Annotated in this window: 19 protein-coding genes and 1 pseudogene; 5 read left to right on the top strand and 15 right to left on the bottom strand. The window is 72.5% G+C overall.

The genetic code is table 11. The features are described from left to right. Positions 1-176: 176 nt before the first annotated feature. The 4 genes and pseudogenes from EST54_RS17045 to EST54_RS17030 all read right to left on the bottom strand — a co-directional run. Positions 177-548: a hypothetical protein gene (locus tag EST54_RS17045; RefSeq protein ID WP_129248488.1), complete on the bottom strand. Its 372-nt coding sequence runs from the start codon at positions 546-548 to the stop codon at positions 177-179. Positions 549-564: 16 nt separating this feature from the next. Then, positions 565-2,379: a hypothetical protein gene (locus tag EST54_RS17040; RefSeq protein ID WP_167511554.1), complete on the bottom strand. Its 1,815-nt coding sequence runs from the start codon at positions 2,377-2,379 to the stop codon at positions 565-567. A gap of 185 nt (positions 2,380-2,564) precedes the next feature. Further along, the gene (locus EST54_RS35470; protein WP_244942547.1) at positions 2,565-2,840 is read right to left on the bottom strand and encodes a DUF397 domain-containing protein; all 276 of its coding nucleotides are present in this window, start codon (positions 2,838-2,840) and stop codon (positions 2,565-2,567) included. 85 nt (positions 2,841-2,925) lie between these two features. After that, positions 2,926-3,609 (bottom strand): annotated as a pseudogene (locus EST54_RS17030) (helix-turn-helix domain-containing protein); the annotation flags it as partial. A 217-nt stretch (positions 3,610-3,826) separates the two neighbouring features. On the opposite strand from EST54_RS17030, the gene EST54_RS17025 reads away from it, so the two are divergent. After that, positions 3,827-4,141 (top strand): hypothetical protein, encoded by a 315-nt coding sequence (locus EST54_RS17025; RefSeq protein ID WP_129248486.1) that lies wholly within the window; start codon positions 3,827-3,829, stop codon positions 4,139-4,141. A gap of 111 nt (positions 4,142-4,252) precedes the next feature. Here the strand turns inward: EST54_RS17025 and EST54_RS17020 are convergent, their stop codons facing one another. From EST54_RS17020 to EST54_RS16995, 6 genes are all read right to left on the bottom strand, one after another. Then, positions 4,253-5,245: a malate dehydrogenase gene (locus EST54_RS17020; RefSeq protein ID WP_129248485.1), complete on the bottom strand. Its 993-nt coding sequence runs from the start codon at positions 5,243-5,245 to the stop codon at positions 4,253-4,255. A 436-nt stretch (positions 5,246-5,681) separates the two neighbouring features. Next, complete coding sequence (locus tag EST54_RS17015; protein WP_129248484.1) at positions 5,682-6,818, bottom strand: DUF2690 domain-containing protein; 1,137 nt, start codon at positions 6,816-6,818, stop codon at positions 5,682-5,684. A 326-nt stretch (positions 6,819-7,144) separates the two neighbouring features. After that, positions 7,145-8,086, bottom strand: a complete 942-nt coding sequence (locus tag EST54_RS17010) for a helix-turn-helix domain-containing protein (protein WP_244942546.1) — start codon at positions 8,084-8,086, stop codon at positions 7,145-7,147. Further along, the gene (locus tag EST54_RS17005) at positions 8,083-8,940 is read right to left on the bottom strand and encodes a peptidoglycan-binding protein (RefSeq protein ID WP_129248483.1); all 858 of its coding nucleotides are present in this window, start codon (positions 8,938-8,940) and stop codon (positions 8,083-8,085) included. The genes EST54_RS17010 and EST54_RS17005 overlap by 4 nt, the downstream gene beginning before the upstream one ends. 334 nt (positions 8,941-9,274) lie before the next feature. Then, positions 9,275-9,700: a DUF3017 domain-containing protein gene (locus tag EST54_RS17000; RefSeq protein WP_129248482.1), complete on the bottom strand. Its 426-nt coding sequence runs from the start codon at positions 9,698-9,700 to the stop codon at positions 9,275-9,277. 71 nt (positions 9,701-9,771) lie between these two features. Then, entirely contained in the window at positions 9,772-10,626 is an 855-nt protein-coding gene (locus tag EST54_RS16995; protein ID WP_129248481.1) for a bifunctional methylenetetrahydrofolate dehydrogenase/methenyltetrahydrofolate cyclohydrolase, read from the bottom strand. 241 nt (positions 10,627-10,867) lie between these two features. On the opposite strand from EST54_RS16995, the gene EST54_RS16990 reads away from it, so the two are divergent. Beyond that, positions 10,868-11,587: an RDD family protein gene (locus tag EST54_RS16990; RefSeq protein WP_129248480.1), complete on the top strand. Its 720-nt coding sequence runs from the start codon at positions 10,868-10,870 to the stop codon at positions 11,585-11,587. 108 nt (positions 11,588-11,695) lie between these two features. Then, positions 11,696-12,253, top strand: coding sequence for a hypothetical protein (locus tag EST54_RS16985; protein WP_129248479.1), 558 nt, complete (start codon positions 11,696-11,698; stop codon positions 12,251-12,253). A 72-nt stretch (positions 12,254-12,325) separates the two neighbouring features. Here EST54_RS16985 and purH read toward each other — a convergent pair whose 3' ends face one another. Both purH and purN read right to left on the bottom strand, forming a co-directional pair. Then, positions 12,326-13,897, bottom strand: a complete 1,572-nt coding sequence (gene purH, locus EST54_RS16980) for a bifunctional phosphoribosylaminoimidazolecarboxamide formyltransferase/IMP cyclohydrolase (RefSeq protein WP_129248478.1) — start codon at positions 13,895-13,897, stop codon at positions 12,326-12,328. Further along, positions 13,894-14,550, bottom strand: a complete 657-nt coding sequence (gene purN / locus EST54_RS16975) for a phosphoribosylglycinamide formyltransferase (RefSeq protein ID WP_129248477.1) — start codon at positions 14,548-14,550, stop codon at positions 13,894-13,896. The genes purH and purN overlap by 4 nt, the downstream gene beginning before the upstream one ends. 245 nt (positions 14,551-14,795) lie before the next feature. Between purN and EST54_RS16970 the strand changes: the two genes are divergently transcribed. Further along, positions 14,796-15,698 (top strand): hypothetical protein, encoded by a 903-nt coding sequence (locus EST54_RS16970; protein ID WP_167511553.1) that lies wholly within the window; start codon positions 14,796-14,798, stop codon positions 15,696-15,698. Between the two features lie 67 nt (positions 15,699-15,765). Here EST54_RS16970 and EST54_RS16965 read toward each other — a convergent pair whose 3' ends face one another. After that, on the bottom strand, positions 15,766-17,490 hold the full coding sequence (locus tag EST54_RS16965; RefSeq protein WP_203525405.1) for a cell division protein PerM: 1,725 nt from the start codon (positions 17,488-17,490) through the stop codon (positions 15,766-15,768). A 100-nt stretch (positions 17,491-17,590) separates the two neighbouring features. On the opposite strand from EST54_RS16965, the gene EST54_RS16960 reads away from it, so the two are divergent. Beyond that, complete coding sequence (locus tag EST54_RS16960) at positions 17,591-18,538, top strand: SigE family RNA polymerase sigma factor (protein WP_129248476.1); 948 nt, start codon at positions 17,591-17,593, stop codon at positions 18,536-18,538. Between the two features lie 280 nt (positions 18,539-18,818). Here the strand turns inward: EST54_RS16960 and sucD are convergent, their stop codons facing one another. Continuing rightward, positions 18,819-19,703: a succinate--CoA ligase subunit alpha gene (gene sucD, locus EST54_RS16955; protein WP_006603733.1), complete on the bottom strand. Its 885-nt coding sequence runs from the start codon at positions 19,701-19,703 to the stop codon at positions 18,819-18,821. Between the two features lie 20 nt (positions 19,704-19,723). Then, positions 19,724-20,899, bottom strand: coding sequence for an ADP-forming succinate--CoA ligase subunit beta (sucC, locus tag EST54_RS16950; RefSeq protein ID WP_129248475.1), 1,176 nt, complete (start codon positions 20,897-20,899; stop codon positions 19,724-19,726). Between the last annotated feature and the right edge of the window lie 252 nt (positions 20,900-21,151).

Here is a 21,151-nt window from a genome sequence, read left to right as displayed (position 1 = left end):
TCCTTCACCCCGTCGGTCGGCGGGGGCCGCGGCTTCTCCCGCCCCGCCCCCGCCGACCGACGGGGTGAAGGACGGCCGGGGCGGCGGCGGACCGGTGTACGGCGCGGGCGGCGGGGTGCCGTCCTCCCAGCGCTGGGTCTCGTTGTTCCAGCGGGCCTCCCCGCCGCGCTTCATCGTCAGCCCCCCGCCAGGGCCGCGACCGCCTGGCCGACCGCGGCGCCGGAGGCCAGCAGGCCCACCACGGCTCCGGCGTCGGCCAGCGCCGTACGCAGCCGGGCCACCCGGCCGGGCCCGGCCGCACCCGTGTCCGCGATCTCCGTTTCGGTCTCGGCGAGTTCGCCGCTCAGCGCCGTGACCTGCGGGCTCTGCACCGCCCGGGACAGGTCGTCGCGCAGCGCCCGGACGGCGCGCAGCAACTCCTCCTGCGCCGGGTCCGCGGGGGCGGCCCCGCCCTCGTAATGGGTCACGGTGTTGTGGTCGCCGATGGCGAAGGCGCCCCGGACGCTGCCGATGTGGATGCCGTTGCCGCGCTCGTCAGCCGTTGCCACGCTCGGTACTTCCCTTCTAAGCGGAGCCACGATGGGCGGTGTGGTGGGTGATCGTGTTGTGGTCGCCGACGCCGACGGCGCCCTGTGCGGACTCGATGTAGACGCCGCCCTCGGCGACATGCACCACCCGCTTCTCGAACTCGGCGGTCTGATAGCCCGCCTCGTGCAGCGCCGTGGTCACCCCCGCCACCACCCGCTGCTGCACGGTCCCCAGGTAGCGGGCGACGTCCATGTCCTGGAAGAGCGACGACTCACCGAAGGAACCCAGTTCGCGTACGGAGGCACCGGGGCCTTCGGGGAGCGCCGCGCCATGTCCCGCGGTGCCCAGCCGCCAGCTCGACAGCAGACCGCGCAGCAGCGTGAGGAGGGCGTGTCCGGCGGAGCGCGGGGTGCGGGACAGCGCCCACACCGCCTTGCCGAAGTGGTGGTGGTGCCGGTACTGGTGGGCGAGCCGGTCGGCGTCCTGGAAGAGCTGCCGCAGCGGCAGCAGCACATGCGGCGCCACTTCCAGCATCAGCATCCCGCCCTGCGTGTGCACCCGTACGAAGAGCGTGGTGACGATGCCCTCGTCCCAGCCGCCGATCCGGATGCGCAGGAAGTGCCGACGGGTCTCGCCGCCCTCCTCCACCGCCGCCGCGCGGTGCCCCTCGAACTCCGCCGGGGCGTACGGCGCCGCCGCGCGGGTCGGCAGCCCCTCGGCCGGCAGGAAGACGCACTCGTCGATCTCCAGCGACCGCAGCCGGTCGCGCACCGCGGCCGCCGCCGCCGGCGAGCCGTGCGGCGACGGCACCCGCAGCGCCGCCACCAGCGGGACGATCCGGGCCAGGATGGCGCCGTTGTCCAGCGGTTCGGGCTTGCGGTCCGCCCGGGGGTTCAGCTCCACCGGCAACGACCAGGTCTTGTACGGGTATCCGGCGCCGCAGAACGGGTCGGCGGCCCGGTACATCACCAGCGGCCCGTGCTGCTCGATCCGCACCCGCTCCCGCAGCCGCTGGAAGCGGTAGCTCTGGGACCGTTCGGCAGGGTCGGACATGACGTCGGGGAAGCGTTCCCTGGACAGTTCGCGCGCCAGCGCACGGGCGAACTGGCCGCGCTGCAGCGCGACCAAGGCGGCCAGCGCCAGCGGCAGCAGCAGCGCGATCCACACCCGCAGCAGGGTGGCCCCACCGCCGCCCCCGAGAGAGGAGGCGCCCATTCCCTGACTGAGGGCGTACTGCCATGACGGGCCGCCGGACGAGCCGTAGCCGTCCGGGTCGCCGCTCGTCAGGGGGTTGAGGGCGTCCGGGAGGGGCGAGAACAGCCATTCCACGCTCACGTTGGCCCCGCCGCACGCCACCGCCAGCAGCGACAAGCCGAAGAGCGTCAGCGACAGCCGTCCGTACCAGCGCAGTACGAAGGCGCACGGCACGGCCAGCCAGCGCGGAATCGGCGCCCGGCGGACGGCGCGGCCGAGCGCCATCAGGAGGATGGGGAAGACGTAGAGCACCACGAGGCCCGAGGACAGCGGGATGGCCACGATCCATAACAGCAGGATCGCCGCCGCCCAGCCCAGTTCCAGCCGCCGGGCGCGCAGCGCATGGGCCAGGACCCGGGCGGCGTCGATGCCCAGGGAGGGCGCGGCGAACCGCTCCTCGTGGACGTACAGCTCGTCGATGACCGCGTCACGGAAGGTGTCGTCCAGGTAAGTGCCGGCGCACAGCAGCCGGGTGGCCTCGCTGGCGCCCGGCGGGGTCACGGGGAGCGGCGGGGGTGCGGCGCCCTCCGGTGGCCGGCCCGAGGGCCGGGGGCCATCAGGCTCTCCTTGCTGCTCGGGCACATCCGTACGAGCCATGGTCCTCCCCCGAAACACCAACCGGCCGCCCCGATGGCCGGAGTTGGCGAGCGAGCTGCCGGTGGCCGGGCACAGGACGGTGCGAAGCCGCAGCATAAGCGAGCGGAGCGTTCCGTGTCAGCGCGATAACCCAAGGTTGCTCCGCGGCCCGCGGACCACCCGGCTGCGCGTCTTCCCTGCGGGGGTCAGACGGCCGCGGGGAACTCCCCGTTCTTGAGCGCCGCGACGAAGGACGACCAGCCGCCCGTCGGGAAGACCAGCACGGGGCCGTGCGGGTCCTTGCTGTCACGGACGGGGACGGCGTCGGGGATACCGGGGGCTATTTCGATGCAGTCCCCGCCGTCGCGGTCGCTGTAGCTGCTCTTCATCCAGGTGAGGGCCACTTCGATGCAGTTGCCGCCGTTGTCGCCGCTGTAGCTGCTCTTGGTCCAGGTCACCGCGCCGAGTTCGTGCCTGTCCATGCTGCTCGTACCCTTCCATCGCGTCGCTGATCAGAGCGGCGGACTCCCGGGCTGACAGAGCGTCCGCCCTGAGCACATCATAGGTCTGGCTGTGCCGGGCGTAGACGGCCGGATCATTGTTGAAGTAGCCACGGTCCACCGATTCCGAGTACACCCAGCGTTCGTCGGCCAGTTCGATCAATGACACGGAACTGAGAGGGCGGACGAGCCCGAAGAGGTCTGCCGGGGCCACCTGGATACGGATGTTGGAGCGCTGCCCGACGCTCAGCAGATGCGCACACTGGTCACGCATGATGTTCGGACTCCCCACCGCGTTGCGCAGACAGCTCTCGTCCAGGACAGCGACGTACAGCGGACCGCCCTCGGCCAGAAAGCGCGGCTGTCGGCTCAGTCGAGCCCGGACGCGTGACTCGACCTCGTCGGAATCCGTGCCACGGCGGCTGAACAGCACGCGCGCATAATCCGGCGTCTGCAACAGGCCCGGGATCACCTGCTCTTGATACTCCCGCAGCGCCACCGCCTCGGCATCCATCTCCGCCCGCCGCTCGAACCAGTCCGGATGCTGCACCTCCGGATACCAGTCGATCCGCCCCCATAGCCGCAGCAGCACTCCGCCCGTCGCCAGAAGCTCATCGCACTGCTTGGCGAACGTCTCCTGCGGGACGCGCGTGCCCGCCTCGACGCGTGCCACCTGCGAGCGGTCGCACGGGATCTTCTTCGACAACTCCTCCTGCGTGAACCCGGCCGCCTCCCGGAAGTGCCTCAGCACCTCCCCGAACACGGCGGCATTGGTGGCTGCCGGCCCCTTCGTGGTGCTGCTTCGTCGTCGGCTCACCGCATCCTCCCTGGTGACAGATGGTGAGTGTCACGCGTCTGACGTTGCGGCCCTGCACTACGGGGCGCAACGCTGAACACACCCAACGTAATGGGTCGTTCGGCCGCCTGTGCCGCCTTCTTGCGCAACCAACTTCTGGGAGTCAATGAGCATGAGTTACGACCGGGATGCCGTCCCCGCCCCCGCGCCGGGGCTGCGCCTGCTGCCGTGGGACGGCGAGGGCGGGAAGCCGTGCTACTTGTCCGCAGACGACGCCGGGGGTGTGCTGTCCCGGCTGGCCGATGAGATCGAGGCGGAGCAGCTGTGTGACGGTGCCGATGTCCTCAAGGGCGCGGTGGCCGTACTGAACGACGGCAAGGCCGGGGAGCATGCGGTGCGGCTGGCGCTGCGGGCGACCACGCAGTCCTTCTCAGATGTGCTGCGCGTCGCCGACAGCCGGGGCACTCGCCTGCCCGTGCCCGTATGAGCAGGTCCATATGACCGAGCCCGCACGGCCGTTGTGGACCGTGCGGGCTCGTCGGTGCTGCGGTGCTGCGGTGCTGCGGTGCCGTCCGGACGGGGCGGCCGCGGCGGTGGGTCAGCCGAGGAGGCCGAGACCGCGGACTGCCTCGCGCTCCTCCGCCAGCTCCTTCACCGACGCGTCGATGCGCTCGCGGGAGAAGTCGTTGACCTCCAGGCCCTGGACGATCTCGTACGTGCCGTCCTTGGTGGTGACGGGGAAGGAGGAGATCAGGCCCTCCGGGACGCCGTAGGAACCGTCCGAGGGGATACCCATCGAGGTCCAGTCGCCGGCGGCGGTGCCGTTGACCCAGGTGTGCACGTGGTCGATGGCGGCGTTGGCGGCGGAGGCGGCGGAGGACGCGCCACGGGCCTCGATGATCGCCGCACCGCGCTTGGCGACGGTCGGGATGAAGTCCTCGGCCAGCCACTTCTGGTCGTTGACGGTCTCGGCGGCGTTCTTGCCGGCGACCGTGGCGTGGAAGATGTCGGGGTACTGGGTGGCGGAGTGGTTGCCCCAGATCGTCAGCTTCTTGATCTCGGAGACCGGGGTGCCGGTCTTCTTCGAGAGCTGCGAGAGCGCGCGGTTGTGGTCCAGACGCGTCATCGCGGTGAAGCGCTCGCGGGGGACGTCCGGCGCGGCGGCCTGGGCGATCAGGGCGTTGGTGTTGGCCGGGTTGCCGACGACCAGGACCTTGATGTCGTCCGCGGCGTGGTCGTTGATGGCCTTGCCCTGCGGCTTGAAGATGCCGCCGTTGGCCTCCAGGAGGTCGCCGCGCTCCATGCCCTTGGTGCGGGGGCGGGCGCCGACGAGCAGCGCGACGTTCGCACCGTTGAAGGCCTCGTTCGGGTCGTCCGAGATGTCGATGCCCTGCAGCAGCGGGAAGGCGCAGTCGTCGAGCTCCATGGCGGTGCCCTCGGCGGCCTTCAGACCCTGCGGGATCTCCAGGAGGCGCAGCTTGACCGGCACGTCCGCGCCGAGCAGATGACCGGAAGCGATGCGGAAGAGGAGTGCGTAACCGATCTGGCCGGCGGCGCCGGTCACGGTCACATTGACGGGAGTGCGGGTCATGGCGATCTCCTGCGCGGTGTTTTCCGGGGGCAAGCCCCTGGACCACCATGGTTGGCGGTGGGTGTCCCTGCCCAGCTAGCGAGGTCTCTTGGTATCGAGAGACCCGGCCGTCAGGCTATCGGACCCCCGCCCGCCCAAGGCGCCGGGCCGGTGTGGAACACCTCACCGGGTGCCCCGCGACGTCCGTACGGCGGTCCGCGGACGACTGTGCGGGGGGGGCGCTCTACAGCGTGTCCCGAAGGGGCGGCGGCCGCCCGCGCTATGGAGGGGGGAGTGCGGGCGGCCGCCCAGTGGTGCCACACCCGTGGGGGGATAACCGTCGTCTGCCCGGGATACCGGAGGGCATGCCCCCTGTATTTCGGACAACCTCCGGGGGCGGTGGCACCTGGCCGGAGCGGGCCCGGCGGTCGCCCGCCGGGCCGGTCGTCGTGACGCGCTAGCGGGCCGTCCCGGAGGGGGCGCCGGAGGGGGCCGTGGCACCGGCCGCGGTCACCGGAAGGGGCCGTGAGCAGCCCTTCACGCCTGCCACGGTCGTCCCGCAGGCCGCGACCTTCGCCGGGTCCCCGGACACCGCGACCATCGGGGTGTAGGCGTCGCCGGCCCGTTCGGCGCGCGCCGTGGCGCGGTGGCCGCCGGCGCTGATGGTGGCCTGATCACCCTGTGCGGCACGGCTGATCCGGGCCCAGGCCGTGTGGCAGACGGTGCTGTAGCGGACCTCGATCAGGGTGCGGCCCGCCAGTCCGCGGGACGGCGTGACGGCATGCTGCCCGCCGCACCCCATCTTCTCCGGGTCCTTGCCGGCGCATTCGTCGCCGGTGCAGCGCACCCCGTCCGGCAGTGCCGACTGGACGCGCGGCGGCGGGGCGACCGGTGGCTTGGGAGCCGCCGCCTTCTTCGTCGCCTCGGCGCCCGGGTTCAGCAGCAGGACGGCCGCGGTGGCCATCAGCACGGCGCCGGCCGCACCGACGAGGATCATCGGCGTCCGGTAACGGCCGCCGCGCCGGCCGGTCTTCCCGTCGGCGGGCGCCGTGTCCGGGGACGGGGCCGCCGCGCCCCACGAGGGAAAGTCCGCGCTCGACGGCAGCTGCGACTGCGGCGCCGGTCCGGACTCCCCGGACTCCCCGGCCTTCCCGCCCTTTTCGGCTTTCCCGCCCTTGTCGCCCTTGTCGCCCTTCCCGGACTTCTCGGGCCTGGTGCCGGTCGCGGGCGGTGCGTCCCCGGCCGGCTCGGTGTCCAACTCACCCAGCGCGGCGCGCGCCTGCGCCACGCGTATCGCCTCCATGGTCACGTCCTGGCGCATCTCCGACCGGCTCCAGGCGCGTTCGGCCAGCTCCCAGAGCGTGGTGAGGTGCGAGGGGTGCGCGCCCGTCTGCTCGGCGAGTGCGAGCACGGCGCGCAGTGGCGGCAGCAGCCGGCCGTTGAGATAGCGCTCCCAGGACGTCTTGCTGAAGCCCGTGCTGTCCGCGACGGCGGCCACGCTCAGCCCGTTGCGGTCGATGAGCCTGCGCAGCTGCCCGGTGAACTCCCGTATCTGCGGATCGAGTTCCTCCGGCAGCGCCTTCCAGCGAGGCATTGCCTCCCCCTATCCCCCCGCTACGTGCCAATGCGCGGCTCCCCCGGCCCGCCCTCCTTGCCGCCCCCAGGACCGCCTCCTGGTCAGGACGGCAACCGCTTGAGGACACACGGAAGTATCCGGACATGTACCTCTCGTCCGCACACACTTCGTGCCCGTGCAGTGTGGCATTTCCGGTCGCGACCCTACGAATTCCGTACGAATTCCGATAAGAATCGGCCACGATCGAAGGAAAAAAGGCAGGAGTGCGCCGCTGGGGTGCGCCGCAGGCGTTCTCCAGCGCCCGGCCCAGCCCGGTCACCCCGTCACCCGTCACCCGTCCCCCGTCACCCCGTGACGCACTCCCTGGGGCCGCCGCCCGCCGGATAGAGGCACAGCCGGATGCCGTCGGAACGGGGGGCCGCGGCCATCGGCGTGACGAGGTACCCCTCGGCGTCGAACCGGTCGCGCACCCGCACCGACCGCGGCCGCGCCCCCGGAGCCGACACCTCGATCCGGTCACCGACCCGGCCGCCGCGGAGCCGGCCCCAGACCGCGCCGCACACCGTGCCGTATCGGATCTGAAGGTGCTCTCCCCCGGCGGCAGTTCGCTCGGCCGGCGTCACCAGCTGCTCCGGACGGTCGCAGTACATCGACTCCGGGTCCTTGCCGTCGCACGCCGCGCCCCGGCAGCCGGTCGTCTCGGCGGCCCCGGGCGCGGCGCCCTCGGACGGGCTCCGCACCCCGTCCCGGAAGGCCAGCACCATCACGACCGCCACTACGCCGACGCAGGCCCCGGCCAGCACGGCAACTCCCCGCCGGGGCGGCGGTTTCCGCCCCGCCACGGCCTGCGGCCCCGCGCCCTCCTCCGGGGGCACGCCCTCCGCCGGGGGCACGGCCGCCGCCCGGGGCAGTGCCTCCGCGATCACCGCCGCCCCCGGGGCGCGGGCCGCCGTCTCCCCGGCAGGCCCCCTCCGCGCCGCGTCGGCCGCGCCCCGGCCCGGTGTCGTGCCCGACCGGCCGCGTCCGCTCCAGTCCGCGTCCGCCAGCTCCCACAGCGCCAGCAGCCGTCCGGCCGGCTCCTCCGCCAGCCGGCACAGCGCCTCGACCGCGTCCCGCGGCGGCAGCTTCTTCCCGTTGAGATAGCGCTCCCAGGAGGACTTGCTGTACGGCGTGCGCGCGGCGAGCCCGACCAGGCTCAGCCCCGTACGCCCCTTCAGCTCCCGCAGCCCCGCGGCCAGCAGGGAACACCCGACGCCTTCGCGCAGTTCGCTGCCGGGTCCGCTCACCGGCGCAGCGCCTTCCAGGTGTCGGGACCGATGATCCCGTCCGTGGGCAGCCCCGCCCGGGCCTGGAGACGCTTGACGGCGCGCATGGTCTTCCCGCCGACGATGCCGTCCACCGCGCCCGGGTCACACCCCTGGTAGTGCAGCAGACACTGCGCCTCGACGACGTCCCAGCCGGTCGCGCCGCTGCCCAGAATCGCCGTGTCCGTACGGCTGCGCCCGGCGGACAGGACCCCCGCCCGGCTCCGGACCCGGCACTCGAAGGTCTCCCCGAGCCGGTGGATGAACGACGGTGCGGCAGTAGGAGTCCCGCCTGCCGTCCGGGTGTCCCCGCCCCGCCCGCTCGCCGGGCCGTCCTGCCAGGTCCGGGTGGCCAGCAGCGCCACACCGGCCACGACGAGCACCGCCAGCGCACTCAGGACCAGCGGCCCGACGGGTATCCGCAGGCCCGGCGCGGGAGCGGCCGCAGCGGCGGGCACGGCCCCCGCTGCCGGCTCCGGGGCTGCCGGTTCCGGGGCCGGCGGATCCGGGACCGCCGACGGCTCCGGCTCCGGCTCCGGCACCGGCGGGGCGGCCGGCTCCGCCCGCTCCGCGTGCCACCCCTCCAGGGCGACCTCGTGCAGCGCCAGCAGGCGGGTGGCATCGCCACCGCAGACCCGCGCCAGCTCCCGCACCGCGTCCCGCGGCGGCAGCTTCTTCCCGTTGAGATAGCGCTCCCAGGAAGACTTGCTGTAGGAGGTGCCGGCGGCGAGCGAGGCCAGGCTCAGCCCGCTGTGGTCCTTCAGCCTGCGTAACTGCACGACGAGCCGCACCACTCGATGGTCCAGCGAGTCGGGCAGCCCTTTCCAACGCGACATGTTCCACCCCATACGCGTTCGTTCTCCCCCGAGGCCGCGGCCCCCTGTGCCGCCGATGATGGCGCGAACGCCAGCTCCGTTTCCGCCTTTTACTCTTTCCGCACGCTATCTGGACATGCGTACCGCTCCCTTCGCGCCACCACTTGCGGCGCCGCCGCACGTTGTCGGCTTTCCCGCCGTGCGCTTTGCGGCGCGCCGCACGTTGTCGGCCGTCCCGCCGTGGTGGTTTCTCGCCGTTGCTCCCCCACTGCCTGAAGGGCGTGGGGGAGCAAAGGCGAACAACGCCCACGGCGGGCCAGCCGACAACGTGGGGGGCGGCCGAGGCGCCAGCCGATCAGCGCACGGTGAAGTGGACGATGTCGTCCAGGAACGGGATGTGGATCCACGGCTTGGGCTGCACCATCAGCGCCAGCATCACGATCACGAAGCCGAGCACCCCGTACGTCAGCATGTCGGTGAAGCGGGAGCGCACGGCCAGCATCCCGACCGACGGCAGCGCCCACCGCAGCACCGCGCCGGCCAGCAGGGAGAGCCCGATCACAATCGCTCCGATACGGAACGCGTCGAGCGCCACGAGCAGCAGCCCGACCGCGACCCCGCTCATCACGCTGAGCAGCGGCCACTGCCGGGCGGGCGCGGGGTAGCCGCCCGAGGCGGCCCGCCCGCCGCCCTCCGGCCTGGCGGTGTCGCGGGTCAGCGTCGGAAAGCGGCGTGAGCGCTGCGGCTCGGAGGCCCCCTCCGAATGCGCTTCGGCAGCCATGGCGGGCAATCCCTTCCGGTGTCCGGATCCGTCTGTCAAGGACAGGGTCTCAGGTCCTCGGCCCGACGTCGTCAGCCGGCCGCGCGCTCGGCGGCCTCGACGACGTTGACCAGCAGCTGGGCGCGGGTCATCGGCCCGACCCCGCCCGGGTTGGGGGCGACCCAGCCGGCCACCTCGGCCACGCCCGGGTGCACATCGCCGACGATCTTGCCCGCCTCGTCGCGGCTGACGCCGACGTCCAGGACGGCCGCGCCGGGCTTGACGTCCTCGGGCTTGATGATGTGCGGCACACCGGCGGCGGCGACGATGATGTCGGCCTGCTTGAGGTGCGACGACAGATCACGGGTGCCGGTGTGACACTGGGTGACCGTGGCGTTCTCCGACTTGCGGGTCAGCACCAGCGGCATCGGGCGGCCGATGGTGATCCCGCGGCCGACGACGACCACGTGCGCGCCCTTGATCTCGACCTCGTGCCGCCGCAGCAGCTGGACGATGCCGTACGGGGTGCAGGGCAGCGGGCCCTCGATGCCCAGGACCAGGCGGCCCAGGCTCATCGGGTGCAGCCCGTCGGCGTCCTTGGCCGGATCCATCAGCTCCAGGACCCGGTTGGCGTCGATGCCCTTGGGGAGCGGGAGTTGGACGATGTAGCCGGTGCAGGCCGGGTCCTCGTTCAGCTCCCGTACGACCGCCTCGATCTCCTCCTGGGTGGCGGTCGCCGGCAGCTCGCGCTGGATCGAGGCGATGCCGACCTGGGCGCAGTCGCGGTGCTTGCCGTTGACGTACCAGCGGCTGCCCGGGTCGTCGCCGACCAGGAGGGTGCCCAGGCCGGGCTGCACGCCCTTGGCCTTCAGGGCCTCGACGCGGGTGGTGAGCTCGGACTTGATGGCGGCTGCGGTGGCCTTGCCATCCAGAATCTGGGCAGTCATGTCCCCATCCTCCCGGATGAGGGCGGCTGCCTTCCAATCAGGGCACCCTGGGACGTCCGTGGCCGGAATTGATCATTGCACTTGGACAACGGCCCCCGGACCCAACTGGACAGAGTGAATGCGCAACTAGAAGGATTGACGCGCAGTGCCGCAGGCATCGTCGGGGGGTCGCCAGTGAAACCTGTTTTTCCTCCGCGTCGCGCCGCGCGGTCCAGAAGGACCCAACGGAGGAAAACCGCAGATGAGTTTCGGTGACCCGAACAACCCGTACGGCCAGCAGCCGCCGCAGGCCCCCTACGGCCAGCAGCCGCCGGTCCCGCCTCAGGGACAGCCCGGCTACGGGTACCCCCAGCAGCCCCCGCAGCAGCCGTACGGCTACCCGCAGCAGCAGCCCGTCCCGCCGCAGCAGGGGTACGGCTACCCGCAGCAGGCGGCGGCTCCCTACGGCCAGCCGGGCATGCCGGGCATGGGGATGCCCACGGGTTACGCGAGCTGGGGTGCGCGGCTGTGCGCCCTGCTCATCGACGGTCTGATCGTGGGCCTGGTGCCCGGCATCCTGTACGGCATCGCGGCCATCATGGCGGCGTCCTCCGTGAGCGACTACGACAGCTGCGCCTACGACGACTACCAGTGCCGGGCGGACGCGGCCTCGGCCGGCCCGCCGGCCTTCGCCTTCGTCCTGATCGGTCTGGCCGCCCTGGTGGCCATGGCGGGCGGCATCTTCATGCTCGTCAAGGAAGGCAACACCGGCCAGACCGTGGGCAAGAAGGCCATGAGCATCCGGCTGGTCCGCGAGGACACCGGTCAGCCGCTCGGCTTCGGTATGGCCTTCGTCCGCCGCCTGGCGCACTTCCTCGACAGCATCGCCTGCTACATCGGCTGGCTGTGGCCGCTGTGGGACGACAAGGGCCAGACCTTCGCCGACAAGGCCGTCGGCTCGGTGGTCGTCAAGACCCAGTAGCGGTTCGGGCCCACGCCCGCCGAAGTGCACCACTCCGTGAAGGCCCCCTCGCCACTGCGCGATCGGGGCCTTCGCGGCTCCGTTCACGTCGCTTGAAGGACACCGCTCGTGAGTTATCCCCCGCAGAACCCTTACGGTCCGCCGCCGGGTCAGCAGCCCGGTTACGGCTATCCCCAGCAGCAGCCGTCGCCGTACGGCCCCTACCCGGGCGGCGGCCCCATGCCCGGCATGCAGCCGCAGTACCCGATGGTGATGCCCGGCGGGGTCAAAGCCGCGCGGGCGATCATGTTCGTGCTCGCCGGGCTGAACGTCATCGGCCTGATCGGCGCCGTGATGGGCCTGGGCAGCGTCAGCAAGGCCGCGCACAACACCTCGCCGTACGCCTCCGCGGACGAAACCTCCATGCTGAGCCTCGGCAAGGGCGTCCTGATCTTCGTCATCGTGCTGATCGTGATCTTCTCAGCCGTCGCGATCACGCTGGCCCTGCAGTGCGGCAACGGCGGCAAGGGCGTCCGGATCGGCGCCATCGTCTTCGGTATCGCCAACACCCTCGTGAGCCTGATGACCTTTCCGTTCGGGCTGGTGCACACCGTCCTCGGCATTCTGGTCATCGCGTTCATGTCGAAGGACGAGAGCAACCGCTGGTTCGTCCGGCCGCGTTACTGACCGCGTCGCGCACACGGCGAAGGGCCGCACCCCGGTCGGGGTGCGGCCCTTCGCGCGCGGTGGCCCGCCGGCTCAGTGGAAGAAGTGCCGGGTGCCGGTGAAGTACATCGTCACGCCGGCCTTCGCGGCGGCCTCGACGACGAGCTCGTCCCGCACCGAACCGCCCGGCTGGACCACGGCCTTGATGCCGGCCGCCGTGAGGATCTCCAGGCCGTCCGGGAACGGGAAGAACGCGTCCGAGGCGGCGTACGAGCCCCGCGCGCGCTCCTCGCCCGCCCGCTCGACCGCGAGCTTCGCGGAGTCGACGCGGTTGACCTGGCCCATGCCGACGCCGACCGAGGCACCGTCCTTGGCCAGCAGGATCGCGTTGGACTTCACGGCGCGGCAGGCCCGCCAGGCGAAGGCCAGCTCCGCGAGCTCGGCGGCGGGCAGCGCCTCGCCGGTGGCCAGCGTCCAGTTCGCCGGGTCGTCGCCCGCCGCCTGGAACACATCGGTGTGCTGGATGACCGCACCGCCGGAGAGGAACTTCACGTCGCCGGGCCGGGTCGGCAGGCCCTCGACCTTCAGGACGCGGATGTTCTTCTTCTTGGCGAGGACCTCGACCGCGCCGGCCTCGTACGCCGGGGCCGCGATGACCTCGGTGAAGATCTCCGCGACCTGCTCGGCCAGCTCGACGGTGACCGGACGGTTGACGGCGATCACGCCGCCGTACGCCGAGAGCGGGTCGCAGGCGTGCGCCTTGCGGTGGGCCTCGGCGATGTCCTTGCCGGTCGCGATGCCGCAGGGGTTCGCGTGCTTGATGATCGCGACACAGGGCTCGTCGTGGTCGAAGGCGGCCCGGCGCGCGGCCTCGGTGTCGATGTAGTTGTTGAAGGACATCTCCTTGCCGTGCAGCTGCTCGGCGTTGGCGATGCCGCCCGGCTCACCGTCGGTGTAGAGGGCGGCGGCCTGGTGCGGGTTCTCGCCGTAGCGCAGGGTGCCCTTGCGCTCCAGGGTCGCGCCGACGAACTCCGGGAGCCCGTTGTAGTCGCCCTCGGGGGCGTAGAGGTTGGTGAACCAGGAGGCGACGGCGGTGTCGTACGCCGCCGTGTGCTGGAAGGCCTCCGCCGCCAGCCGCCGGCGGTCGGCGAGCCCGAAGCCGCCGGCCTCGACGGCCCGGAGGACCTCCCCGTACCGCGCGGGGTTGACGACGACGGCGACCGACGGGTGGTTCTTGGCGGCGGCACGGACCATCGAGGGGCCGCCGATGTCGATCTGCTCCACGCACTCGTCGGGCGTGGCACCGGAGGCGACGGTCTCCCGGAACGGGTAGAGGTTGACGATCACCAGGTCGAACGGCTCGACACCGAGCTCGCCGAGCTGCCGGCGGTGGTCGTCCAGGCGCAGGTCGGCCAGGATGCCGGCGTGCACCTTCGGGTGGAGGGTCTTGACCCGGCCGTCGAGGCACTCGGGGAAGCCCGTCAGCTCCTCGACCTTGGTGACCGGCACCCCGGCCGCGGCGATCTTCGCGGCCGTCGATCCGGTCGAGACGAGCTGGACGCCCGCCGCGTGCAGCCCCTGGGCCAGGTCCTCCAGCCCGGACTTGTCATAGACGCTGACCAGCGCGCGGCGGATGGGCCGCTGCGTACCTTCGGTGGCGGTCACGAGATACGTACCTTTCGTCCCTCAATGCGGTAGCCGTTCCGGGCCAGTTGCCCCACGACCTCGACGAGCAGCGATCGCTCGACTTCCTTGATGCGCTCATGCAGCGCGGATTCCTCGTCCTCGTCCCGGACCTCGACCACGCCCTGGGCGATGATCGGGCCGGTGTCGACGCCGTCGTCGACGAAGTGGACGGTGCATCCGGTGACCTTCGCGCCGTACGCGAGCGCGTCGCGCACGCCGTGGGCACCGGGAAAACTCGGCAGCAGCGCCGGGTGGGTGTTGACGATCCGGCCGCCGAAGCGGGCGAGGAACTCCTTGCCCAGGATCTTCATGAAGCCGGCCGAGACCACCAGGTCGGGCTCGTAGGCGGCGGTCGCCTCGGTCAGGGCCGCGTCCCAGTCCGGGCGGCTGTCGTGGTCCTTGACCCGGCAGACGAACGTCGGCAGCTGCGCGGACTCGGCGCGTTCCAGGCCCTTGATCGCGCCACGGTCGGCGCCGACGGCCACGACCTCGGCCCCGTACACCTCCGGGCCCTGCTCGGCGATGGCGTCCAGCAGCGCCTGCAGGTTCGTGCCGGAACCCGAGACGAGCACGACGATGCGGGCCGGACGGCCGGGTCGGGCGGACGGGGCGGGGGCTGGGGAGGAAGCCACGGCGGGGCTCTTTTCCGATCTCGCGTGCTTTGTGTGGTCGTACAAGACTGCGGGTACCGCAGATCCGGGGAACCCTACGAAGGCGCCGACCGTCAGCAACGATACCGGCACACCGCGCGGCCCCCACGGGACGGGGGCGGGCACGGGAGGTAGCGTCAGGCGTAAGACTGCATGCAGTTCGTGCTAACCGGGCGCCGGTCGCGAAGGCCCGCGAACGGACGAGACAAGGGGAAGACGCACACCAGATGACGGACCGACGCCGCCGCGCGGCCCTCCTGCTCCCTCCCGCAGCCACCGCTGGGAGGTACGCCCAGCCCGCCACCGCCCCCGGGACGGTGCTGGTGCCGCGCGAGCGCAAGCCGTCGTCGGCTTCCCCGGACCCTGGCGCACCGGATTCCGCGGGCTCCGACCGCGACAACCCCTTCGCACCGCCGCCGGCCGACGCCCCCGACCAGGAGTGGCGCCCGCGCCACCCCGCCGGCCCGGACGGCCAGGACGGGCAAGACGGACAGGACGAGGCGGGGGCGCCGTCGAAGGACGACGCGGCGCCGAGCTGGGGCAGCCAGTGGAGTCCGCGGCAGCCGGGCCGGCAGAACGGCGGCTTCGGCTCCCGGCCGGGCGGCCGCGGCGGCCCGCAGGGCGGCGGCCCCGGTGGCTCCGGCGGCGGACTGCGCTGGGACCCCACCGACCCGGCCCAGCGCCGGGCGCGCTATGCGCTGCTCGCCGGTATGTGGGCGTTCTTCTGCGTGCTGTTCAGCCTGCCGGAGATCGCGCTGCTGCTGGCCGCGCTGGCGCTGTATTGGGGCGTCAGCGCCCTGCGCGCCAAGCCGGACTCCTCGAAGGCCACCGCCGAGGCGACCACCGCCGCCATGGAGGGCCGCCCCGCCCCCGCCACCGAGCCGGCCCCGGGCGGGCAGCCGGGCGCACCGTCCTCCCAGGGCAGCACCCGCCCGCAGGTCACGGCGGCGATCGCGGGCCTGGTGACCGCGTCGCTGGCGCTGATGATGGTGGCCGCGACCTTCACCGTGCAGATCGTCTACCGCGACTACTTCACCTGCGTGAACGACGCGCTGACCCAGTCCTCCGGCAAGTCCTGCGAGAAGCTGCTCCCCAAGGAGCTGCGCCCGCTGCTGAGCAACCGGGAGTAGGGGGCGGGGGCCGCGCCGGGCTAGTGGCTGGTGGCCGGTGGCCGGTGGCCGGTGGCCGGACAGTGGGTCAGGCGACGGATTCGGGGGCGGCGGCGGGTGCGGTTCCGGCTGCGGCCGCCGCGTCGGGTCGGGAGGCCGTACCGTCAGCGCCGGCCGCGGCGTCCCGCTTCTCCTCGCCCTCCCCCGCGTCCTCCTCCTCGCCCGCGCCCTCTCTCCCGCCCTCGCTCCGCGCGCCCTTGGCGCCTTGCAGCGCCCGGGCGGCCTTCGCGGCCGTCGCGGCCTTGGCTGTTTTGGTGGCTTTGGCGGCCTTGGCGGGCGTCAGGCCCTTCGCACCCGCCCGTTCGCCCTTCGCGCTCGCGGCGCTTTCCGCACTCGCCGTGCTCACCTGGCTCTCCGCGGCCGCCGGCTCGCCCCGGCCCGACGGATCTGCCCCGTCCGCCCCGCCCGCCCCGCCCTCCCGCCGTCCCGTGTGCCGCCGCCAAGCTCGTAGTACGACAGCGCCGGGGATGCCGGTGAGGGCGGTCCAGCCCGCCGCCGCCAGGCCCGTACGCCACCAGCTCGGGCCGAAGGCGGCGAGCGCGCCGGTGCCCAGTGCGCCACCGGAGAGGCCGGCGAGCAGGGCCATGGCGGCGCCGCAGAAGCCGGCCCCCAGGGCGGCCACACAGGCCGTCGCCCACCATGACCAGGGCCCGCCCGCGCCGCCGGGCGGGCCCTGGCCCCCGGGCCGGACCACCGAACGGGCGAGCAGCACCCCCGCGACCATCGGCAGGACGGCCACCGCCCAGGTCAGCGGGCTTCCCGGGCCGGCGTCCGGCACCCCGCCGAGCAGCGGCAGCTGCGGCAGCACGGGATGGGCGGAGGCGCCCAGCGGGCCGACCGTGCTGCCCGCGCCCACCGTGAAGCCGGGCCCCAGGCCGTACGCGGTGCCCCACACGGCCGCGTTGGGGAGCAGCACCAGGCACAGCAGCAGCACCGTGGCACGGCTCGCCCAGTCGGGCGCCAGCTGGAGGAGGTCCTGGCCCACCCGGCCGGCGTGCAGGCCGAGCCCGAGGAGGGTGAGCAGTGCGCCGGAGCCGAGCAGGGCGGCGAGGGCGAAGCCGGCGGCCCGGCCGGCGACGGCACACCGCGCGCCGCTGAAGAAGGTGCGCAGGCCGTCGGGCACCCGGGCGCAGGCGCGCAGCGCCCGGTCGGGCAGCAGATCGGCGCCCGGGTGGCGCAGCAGGCGCCAGGCCGTGGCGGCGAGCGTGGCGACCGCGGTGGCCGGGACGTACACCAGCACGCTGAGGGGCTCGGCGCTCAGCCCGCCGGCGCAGGCGTAGAGCAGCGCGCCGGCCGCGATGCACAGGTAGCCGGTGAGCAGCGCCCCGAGCAGGGTGCGCGGCGCGACCACGGAGGCGGCGCCGGGAGCGTCGCCGGGGGCCGGACGGCCGTCGACCGCGGTCGCCAGGGCATGGCGGGCGGCCCGGTGCAGCAGCCAGACCGGAAGGACCACGAGCAGCAGCGGGGTCACCGCGACCGGGGCCGGGACGCCGGAGGGGGTCCCGGTGCGCACCAGATCACCGCCGTGCGCCAGCAGCCACAGGTCGGCGGCGAGATGCAGGGCCCCGGACGGGCCGCTGTCGGGGGCGGGAGAGGCGACCCAGAGCAGCAGCACGGCGACCGTCAGCGCGCCGAGCCCGAGGCCGGCTGCCGTCACCCCGCCGAGGAAGGCCGCGCCGATCGCCGACGAGCGCTGGGCGGCGGTGCGGCCGTGCGAGGACAACGCGGGGCCACGATCGGTGAACTGGCTCACGCGACCATGCTGCCAACAAGAGGCGTTTCCTCCATGGACTGGCGAAATGCCCGACGTGTCGCGGTGCATATGCTTCTGCGGGTTTTCCACACTGTTGTGTATGACCCAGCCGTGTATGCCCCCGCGCGAGCAGGCCGCCACCGCCTTCGACGAACTCCACACCCGGCACGCAGCCGCGCTGACCCGGCAGGCGTTTCTGCTCACCGGCCGGCCACGGCTGGCGCAGCGGGCGGTGGAGCGGGGGTTCCGGCTGGCCTGGCAGCGCTGGCCGCAGGTCGCGGTGGATCCGGACCCGGCCGGGTGGGTGCGGGCGGCCACCTATGAGTACGCGCTGGCGCCGTGGCACCGGCTGTGCCCCGGGCTGCGGACCGCCCGTACGCCGGACCGGCTCGCCGCGCCGGCCGAACCGTCGGACGAGGCGCTGCTGGTGGCGCTGCTGAGCCTGCCGGCGCCGTACCGGCGGACGCTGGTGCTGCACGACGGGGTGGGGCTCGGGCTGTGCGAGACCGCGGCGGAGATCGAGGCGAGCACCCCGGCCGCGGCCGGGCGGCTGGCCCATGCGCGCGAGCAGATCGCCGAGCGGCTGCCGGAGTTGGGGCTCGGCGGGCACCCGCCGGTACGGCAGGGCGAGATCCTGCGGGCCCGGTTCGCCAGGTTGGCGGCCGCGGAGCAGATGCCGCCGCCCGCCGCGGAGTTCGTACGGTCCGGCAGCGAGCGCGGCGCCGAGCGGACCACCCGGGCCGTCTTCGGGCTGATCGGGCTGTTCGCGCTGGTCACGCTCTTGACGGTGCTCGTCACGCCGGATCACCACACCCCGCCGGGGCAGGCGCTGTCCCGCGCGGCGCACGCCCCGGTGTCACCGGCCCCGCAGCGTGACGAGGGCGCTCACAAGGCCGGGGACGATGCACGCAAGGCAGACCGTGGACACAAGGCAGGGAGTGCACACAAGGCCGGGCGTGGACACCGGGCGAGGAGTGCGCATCGGCACGGGATCGAGGCCGTACGGAAGCGGCTCCGGCAGGCGCGGCTGACGCCCGAGAGCCGTTAGCGGCAGCGGCCCGTTCGGGGGGCGCCGGCAGCGGGCGGCCGGGCTCGCCCAGTCGTTGCCCAGCCGTTCCCGGCCCTTCCCGGACGTTCCCCACCGCTCCCGGCCCTTCCCGGACGTTCCCCACCGCTCCCGGCCCGAACGCACACCGCCGGACCCTCGCCCGGTGACCGGCCCCGGCACGGTGGAAGAAGCTTCCACCGCGACGGTGCGGGGGTCACCGGAGCGAGGGTCCGGCGGTATCGATGACGGACGCCGCAAGGACGTCCGTCCCGTGGCGCAATCAGCCGCCGAGGATCTCGCGGGCCAGCCGCGCGGTCTCCGACGGGGTCTTGCCGACCTTGACGCCGGCGGCCTCCAGGGCCTCCTTCTTCGCCTGGGCGGTGCCGGAGGAGCCGGAGACGATGGCGCCGGCGTGGCCCATGGTCTTGCCCTCGGGCGCGGTGAAGCCCGCGACGTAGCCGACGACCGGCTTGGAGACGTTGGCCTTGATGAAGTCGGCCGCACGCTCCTCGGCGTCGCCGCCGATCTCGCCGATCATCACGATCAGGTCGGTGTCGGGGTCCGCCTCGAACGCCGCGAGGGCGTCGATGTGCGTGGTGCCGATGACCGGGTCGCCACCGATGCCGACGGCCGAGGAGAAGCCGATGTCACGGAGCTCGTACATCATCTGGTAGGTCAGCGTGCCGGACTTCGACACCAGACCGATGCGGCCGGGCTTGGTGATGTCGCCCGGGATGATGCCGGCGTTGGACTGGCCGGGGGTGATCAGGCCGGGGCAGTTCGGGCCGATGATCCGGGTCTTGTTGCCCTTGGACTTCGCGTACGCCCAGAAGGCGGCGGAGTCGTGCACCGCGATGCCCTCGGTGATCACGACGGCCAGCGGGATCTCGGCGTCGATCGCCTCGACGACGGCGGCCTTGGCGAAGGCCGGCGGCACGAAGAGCACGGACACATCGGCGCCGGTCTTCTCCATCGCCTCGGCGACCGAGCCGAAGACGGGCACGTCGGTGCCGTCGAAGTCGACGCTGGTGCCGGCCTTGCGGGGGTTCACACCGCCGACGATGTTGGTGCCGTCACCGAGCATCAGCTTGGTGTGCTTCATGCCAGTGGCACCGGTCATGCCCTGGACGATGACCTTGCTTTCCTTGGTCAGGAAGATAGCCATGGTTGTTGTGTCCTCGTCCTTTACTTAGCAGCCAGCTCGGCGGCCTTGTCGGCCGCGCCGTCCATGGTGTCCACGCGCTGCACCAGCGGGTGGTTGGCCTTCGACAGGATCTCGCGGCCGAGCTCCGCGTTGTTGCCGTCGAGCCGCACGACCAGGGGCTTGTTGACGTCCTCGCCCTTGGACTTGAGCAGCTCCAGGGCCTGCACGATGCCGTTGGCGACCTCGTCACAGGCGGTGATGCCGCCGAAGACGTTGACGAAGACGGACTTGACGTCCGGGTCGCCGAGGATGATCTCCAGGCCGTTCGCCATGACCTCGGCGGAGGCGCCGCCACCGATGTCGAGGAAGTTGGCGGGCTTGACGTTGTTGTGCTTCTCGCCGGCGTAGGCGACGACGTCCAGGGTGCTCATGACGAGACCCGCGCCGTTGCCGATGATGCCGACCTGGCCGTCGAGCTTGACGTAGTTCAGGCCCTTGGCCTTGGCCGCAGCCTCGAGCGGGTTGGCTGCGTCCTTGTCCTCCAGCGCCTCGTGGTCCGGCTGGCGGAACTCGGCGTTCTCGTCGAGGGACACCTTGCCGTCGAGGGCGAGGACATCGCCGCTGGCGACCTTGGCGAGCGGGTTGACCTCGACGAGGAGCGCGTCCTCGGCGATGAAGGTCTTCCACAGGGTGACCAGGACGTCGGCCACCTGGTCGGCGACCTCGGCCGGGAACTTCGCGGCAGCGACGATCTCGGCGGCCTTCTCCTTGCTGACGCCTTCGTTGGCGTCCACCGGGATCTTGGCGAGCTTCTCGGGGGTCTTCTCCGCGACCTCTTCGATGTCCATGCCGCCGGCGACGGAGGCCATGGCCAGGAAGGTGCGGTTGGTGCGGTCGAGGAGGTACGAGACGTAGTACTCCTCGGCGATCTCCGGAGCGGTCTCGGCGATCATCACCTTGTGGACCGTGTGGCCCTTGATGTCCATGCCGAGGATGTCCGTCGCGCGCGCGACGGCCTCGTCCGGGGTCGCGGCCAGCTTGACGCCGCCGGCCTTGCCACGGCCGCCGACCTTCACCTGGGCCTTGACGACAGACTTGCCGCCCAGCCGCTCGGTCGCCTCGCGGGCTGCCTCAGGCGTGTCGATGACTTCACCGGCCAGCACCGGTACACCGTGCTTGGCGAAGAGGTCCCTCGCCTGGTACTCGAACAGGTCCACGCGCGTCCGTCCCTTGTCTTCTCAGAATCGCCGAGTGATCGCGGATCGTTGTCTGCGATGGGCGTGCCGCGAAGGGCAACGTGACGGCGCTGTCACAGGGGAGGCGTACACGGTGTCCGGATACGCGGCATGTCCGTCCGGCAGGTTATCGCCGCGGGCCGTGAGCCCCTAAATCACAGATCACACTCCAGCGGTGATTACCATCACAGATCTTTTGGCCAAGTTACGCCTCCTCGAGATTTCCGCATGTCG

The sequence above is a fragment of the Streptomyces sioyaensis genome, from assembly GCF_004122735.1.
GTDB lineage: Bacteria > Actinomycetota > Actinomycetes > Streptomycetales > Streptomycetaceae > Streptomyces > Streptomyces sioyaensis.
Note: the sequence above shows the minus strand (reverse complement) of the source record. Positions and strands in the feature narration are given on the sequence as shown.

What these genes read in the sequence shown, in the direction of transcription:
- EST54_RS17040 (WP_167511554.1), bottom strand. Translation starts at nt 2,379, where the DNA reads ATGGCTCGTACGGATGTGCCCGAGCAGCAAGGAGAGCCTGATGGCCCC.
- EST54_RS35470 (WP_244942547.1), bottom strand. Translation starts at nt 2,840, where the DNA reads ATGGACAGGCACGAACTCGGCGCGGTGACCTGGACCAAGAGCAGCTAC.
- EST54_RS17025 (WP_129248486.1), top strand. Translation starts at nt 3,827, where the DNA reads ATGAGTTACGACCGGGATGCCGTCCCCGCCCCCGCGCCGGGGCTGCGC.
- EST54_RS17020 (WP_129248485.1), bottom strand. Translation starts at nt 5,245, where the DNA reads ATGACCCGCACTCCCGTCAATGTGACCGTGACCGGCGCCGCCGGCCAG.
- EST54_RS17015 (WP_129248484.1), bottom strand. Translation starts at nt 6,818, where the DNA reads ATGCCTCGCTGGAAGGCGCTGCCGGAGGAACTCGATCCGCAGATACGG.
- EST54_RS17005 (WP_129248483.1), bottom strand. Translation starts at nt 8,940, where the DNA reads ATGTCGCGTTGGAAAGGGCTGCCCGACTCGCTGGACCATCGAGTGGTG.
- EST54_RS17000 (WP_129248482.1), bottom strand. Translation starts at nt 9,700, where the DNA reads ATGGCTGCCGAAGCGCATTCGGAGGGGGCCTCCGAGCCGCAGCGCTCA.
- EST54_RS16995 (WP_129248481.1), bottom strand. Translation starts at nt 10,626, where the DNA reads ATGACTGCCCAGATTCTGGATGGCAAGGCCACCGCAGCCGCCATCAAG.
- EST54_RS16990 (WP_129248480.1), top strand. Translation starts at nt 10,868, where the DNA reads ATGAGTTTCGGTGACCCGAACAACCCGTACGGCCAGCAGCCGCCGCAG.
- EST54_RS16970 (WP_167511553.1), top strand. Translation starts at nt 14,796, where the DNA reads ATGACGGACCGACGCCGCCGCGCGGCCCTCCTGCTCCCTCCCGCAGCC.
- EST54_RS16960 (WP_129248476.1), top strand. Translation starts at nt 17,591, where the DNA reads ATGACCCAGCCGTGTATGCCCCCGCGCGAGCAGGCCGCCACCGCCTTC.
- sucD (WP_006603733.1), bottom strand. Translation starts at nt 19,703, where the DNA reads ATGGCTATCTTCCTGACCAAGGAAAGCAAGGTCATCGTCCAGGGCATG.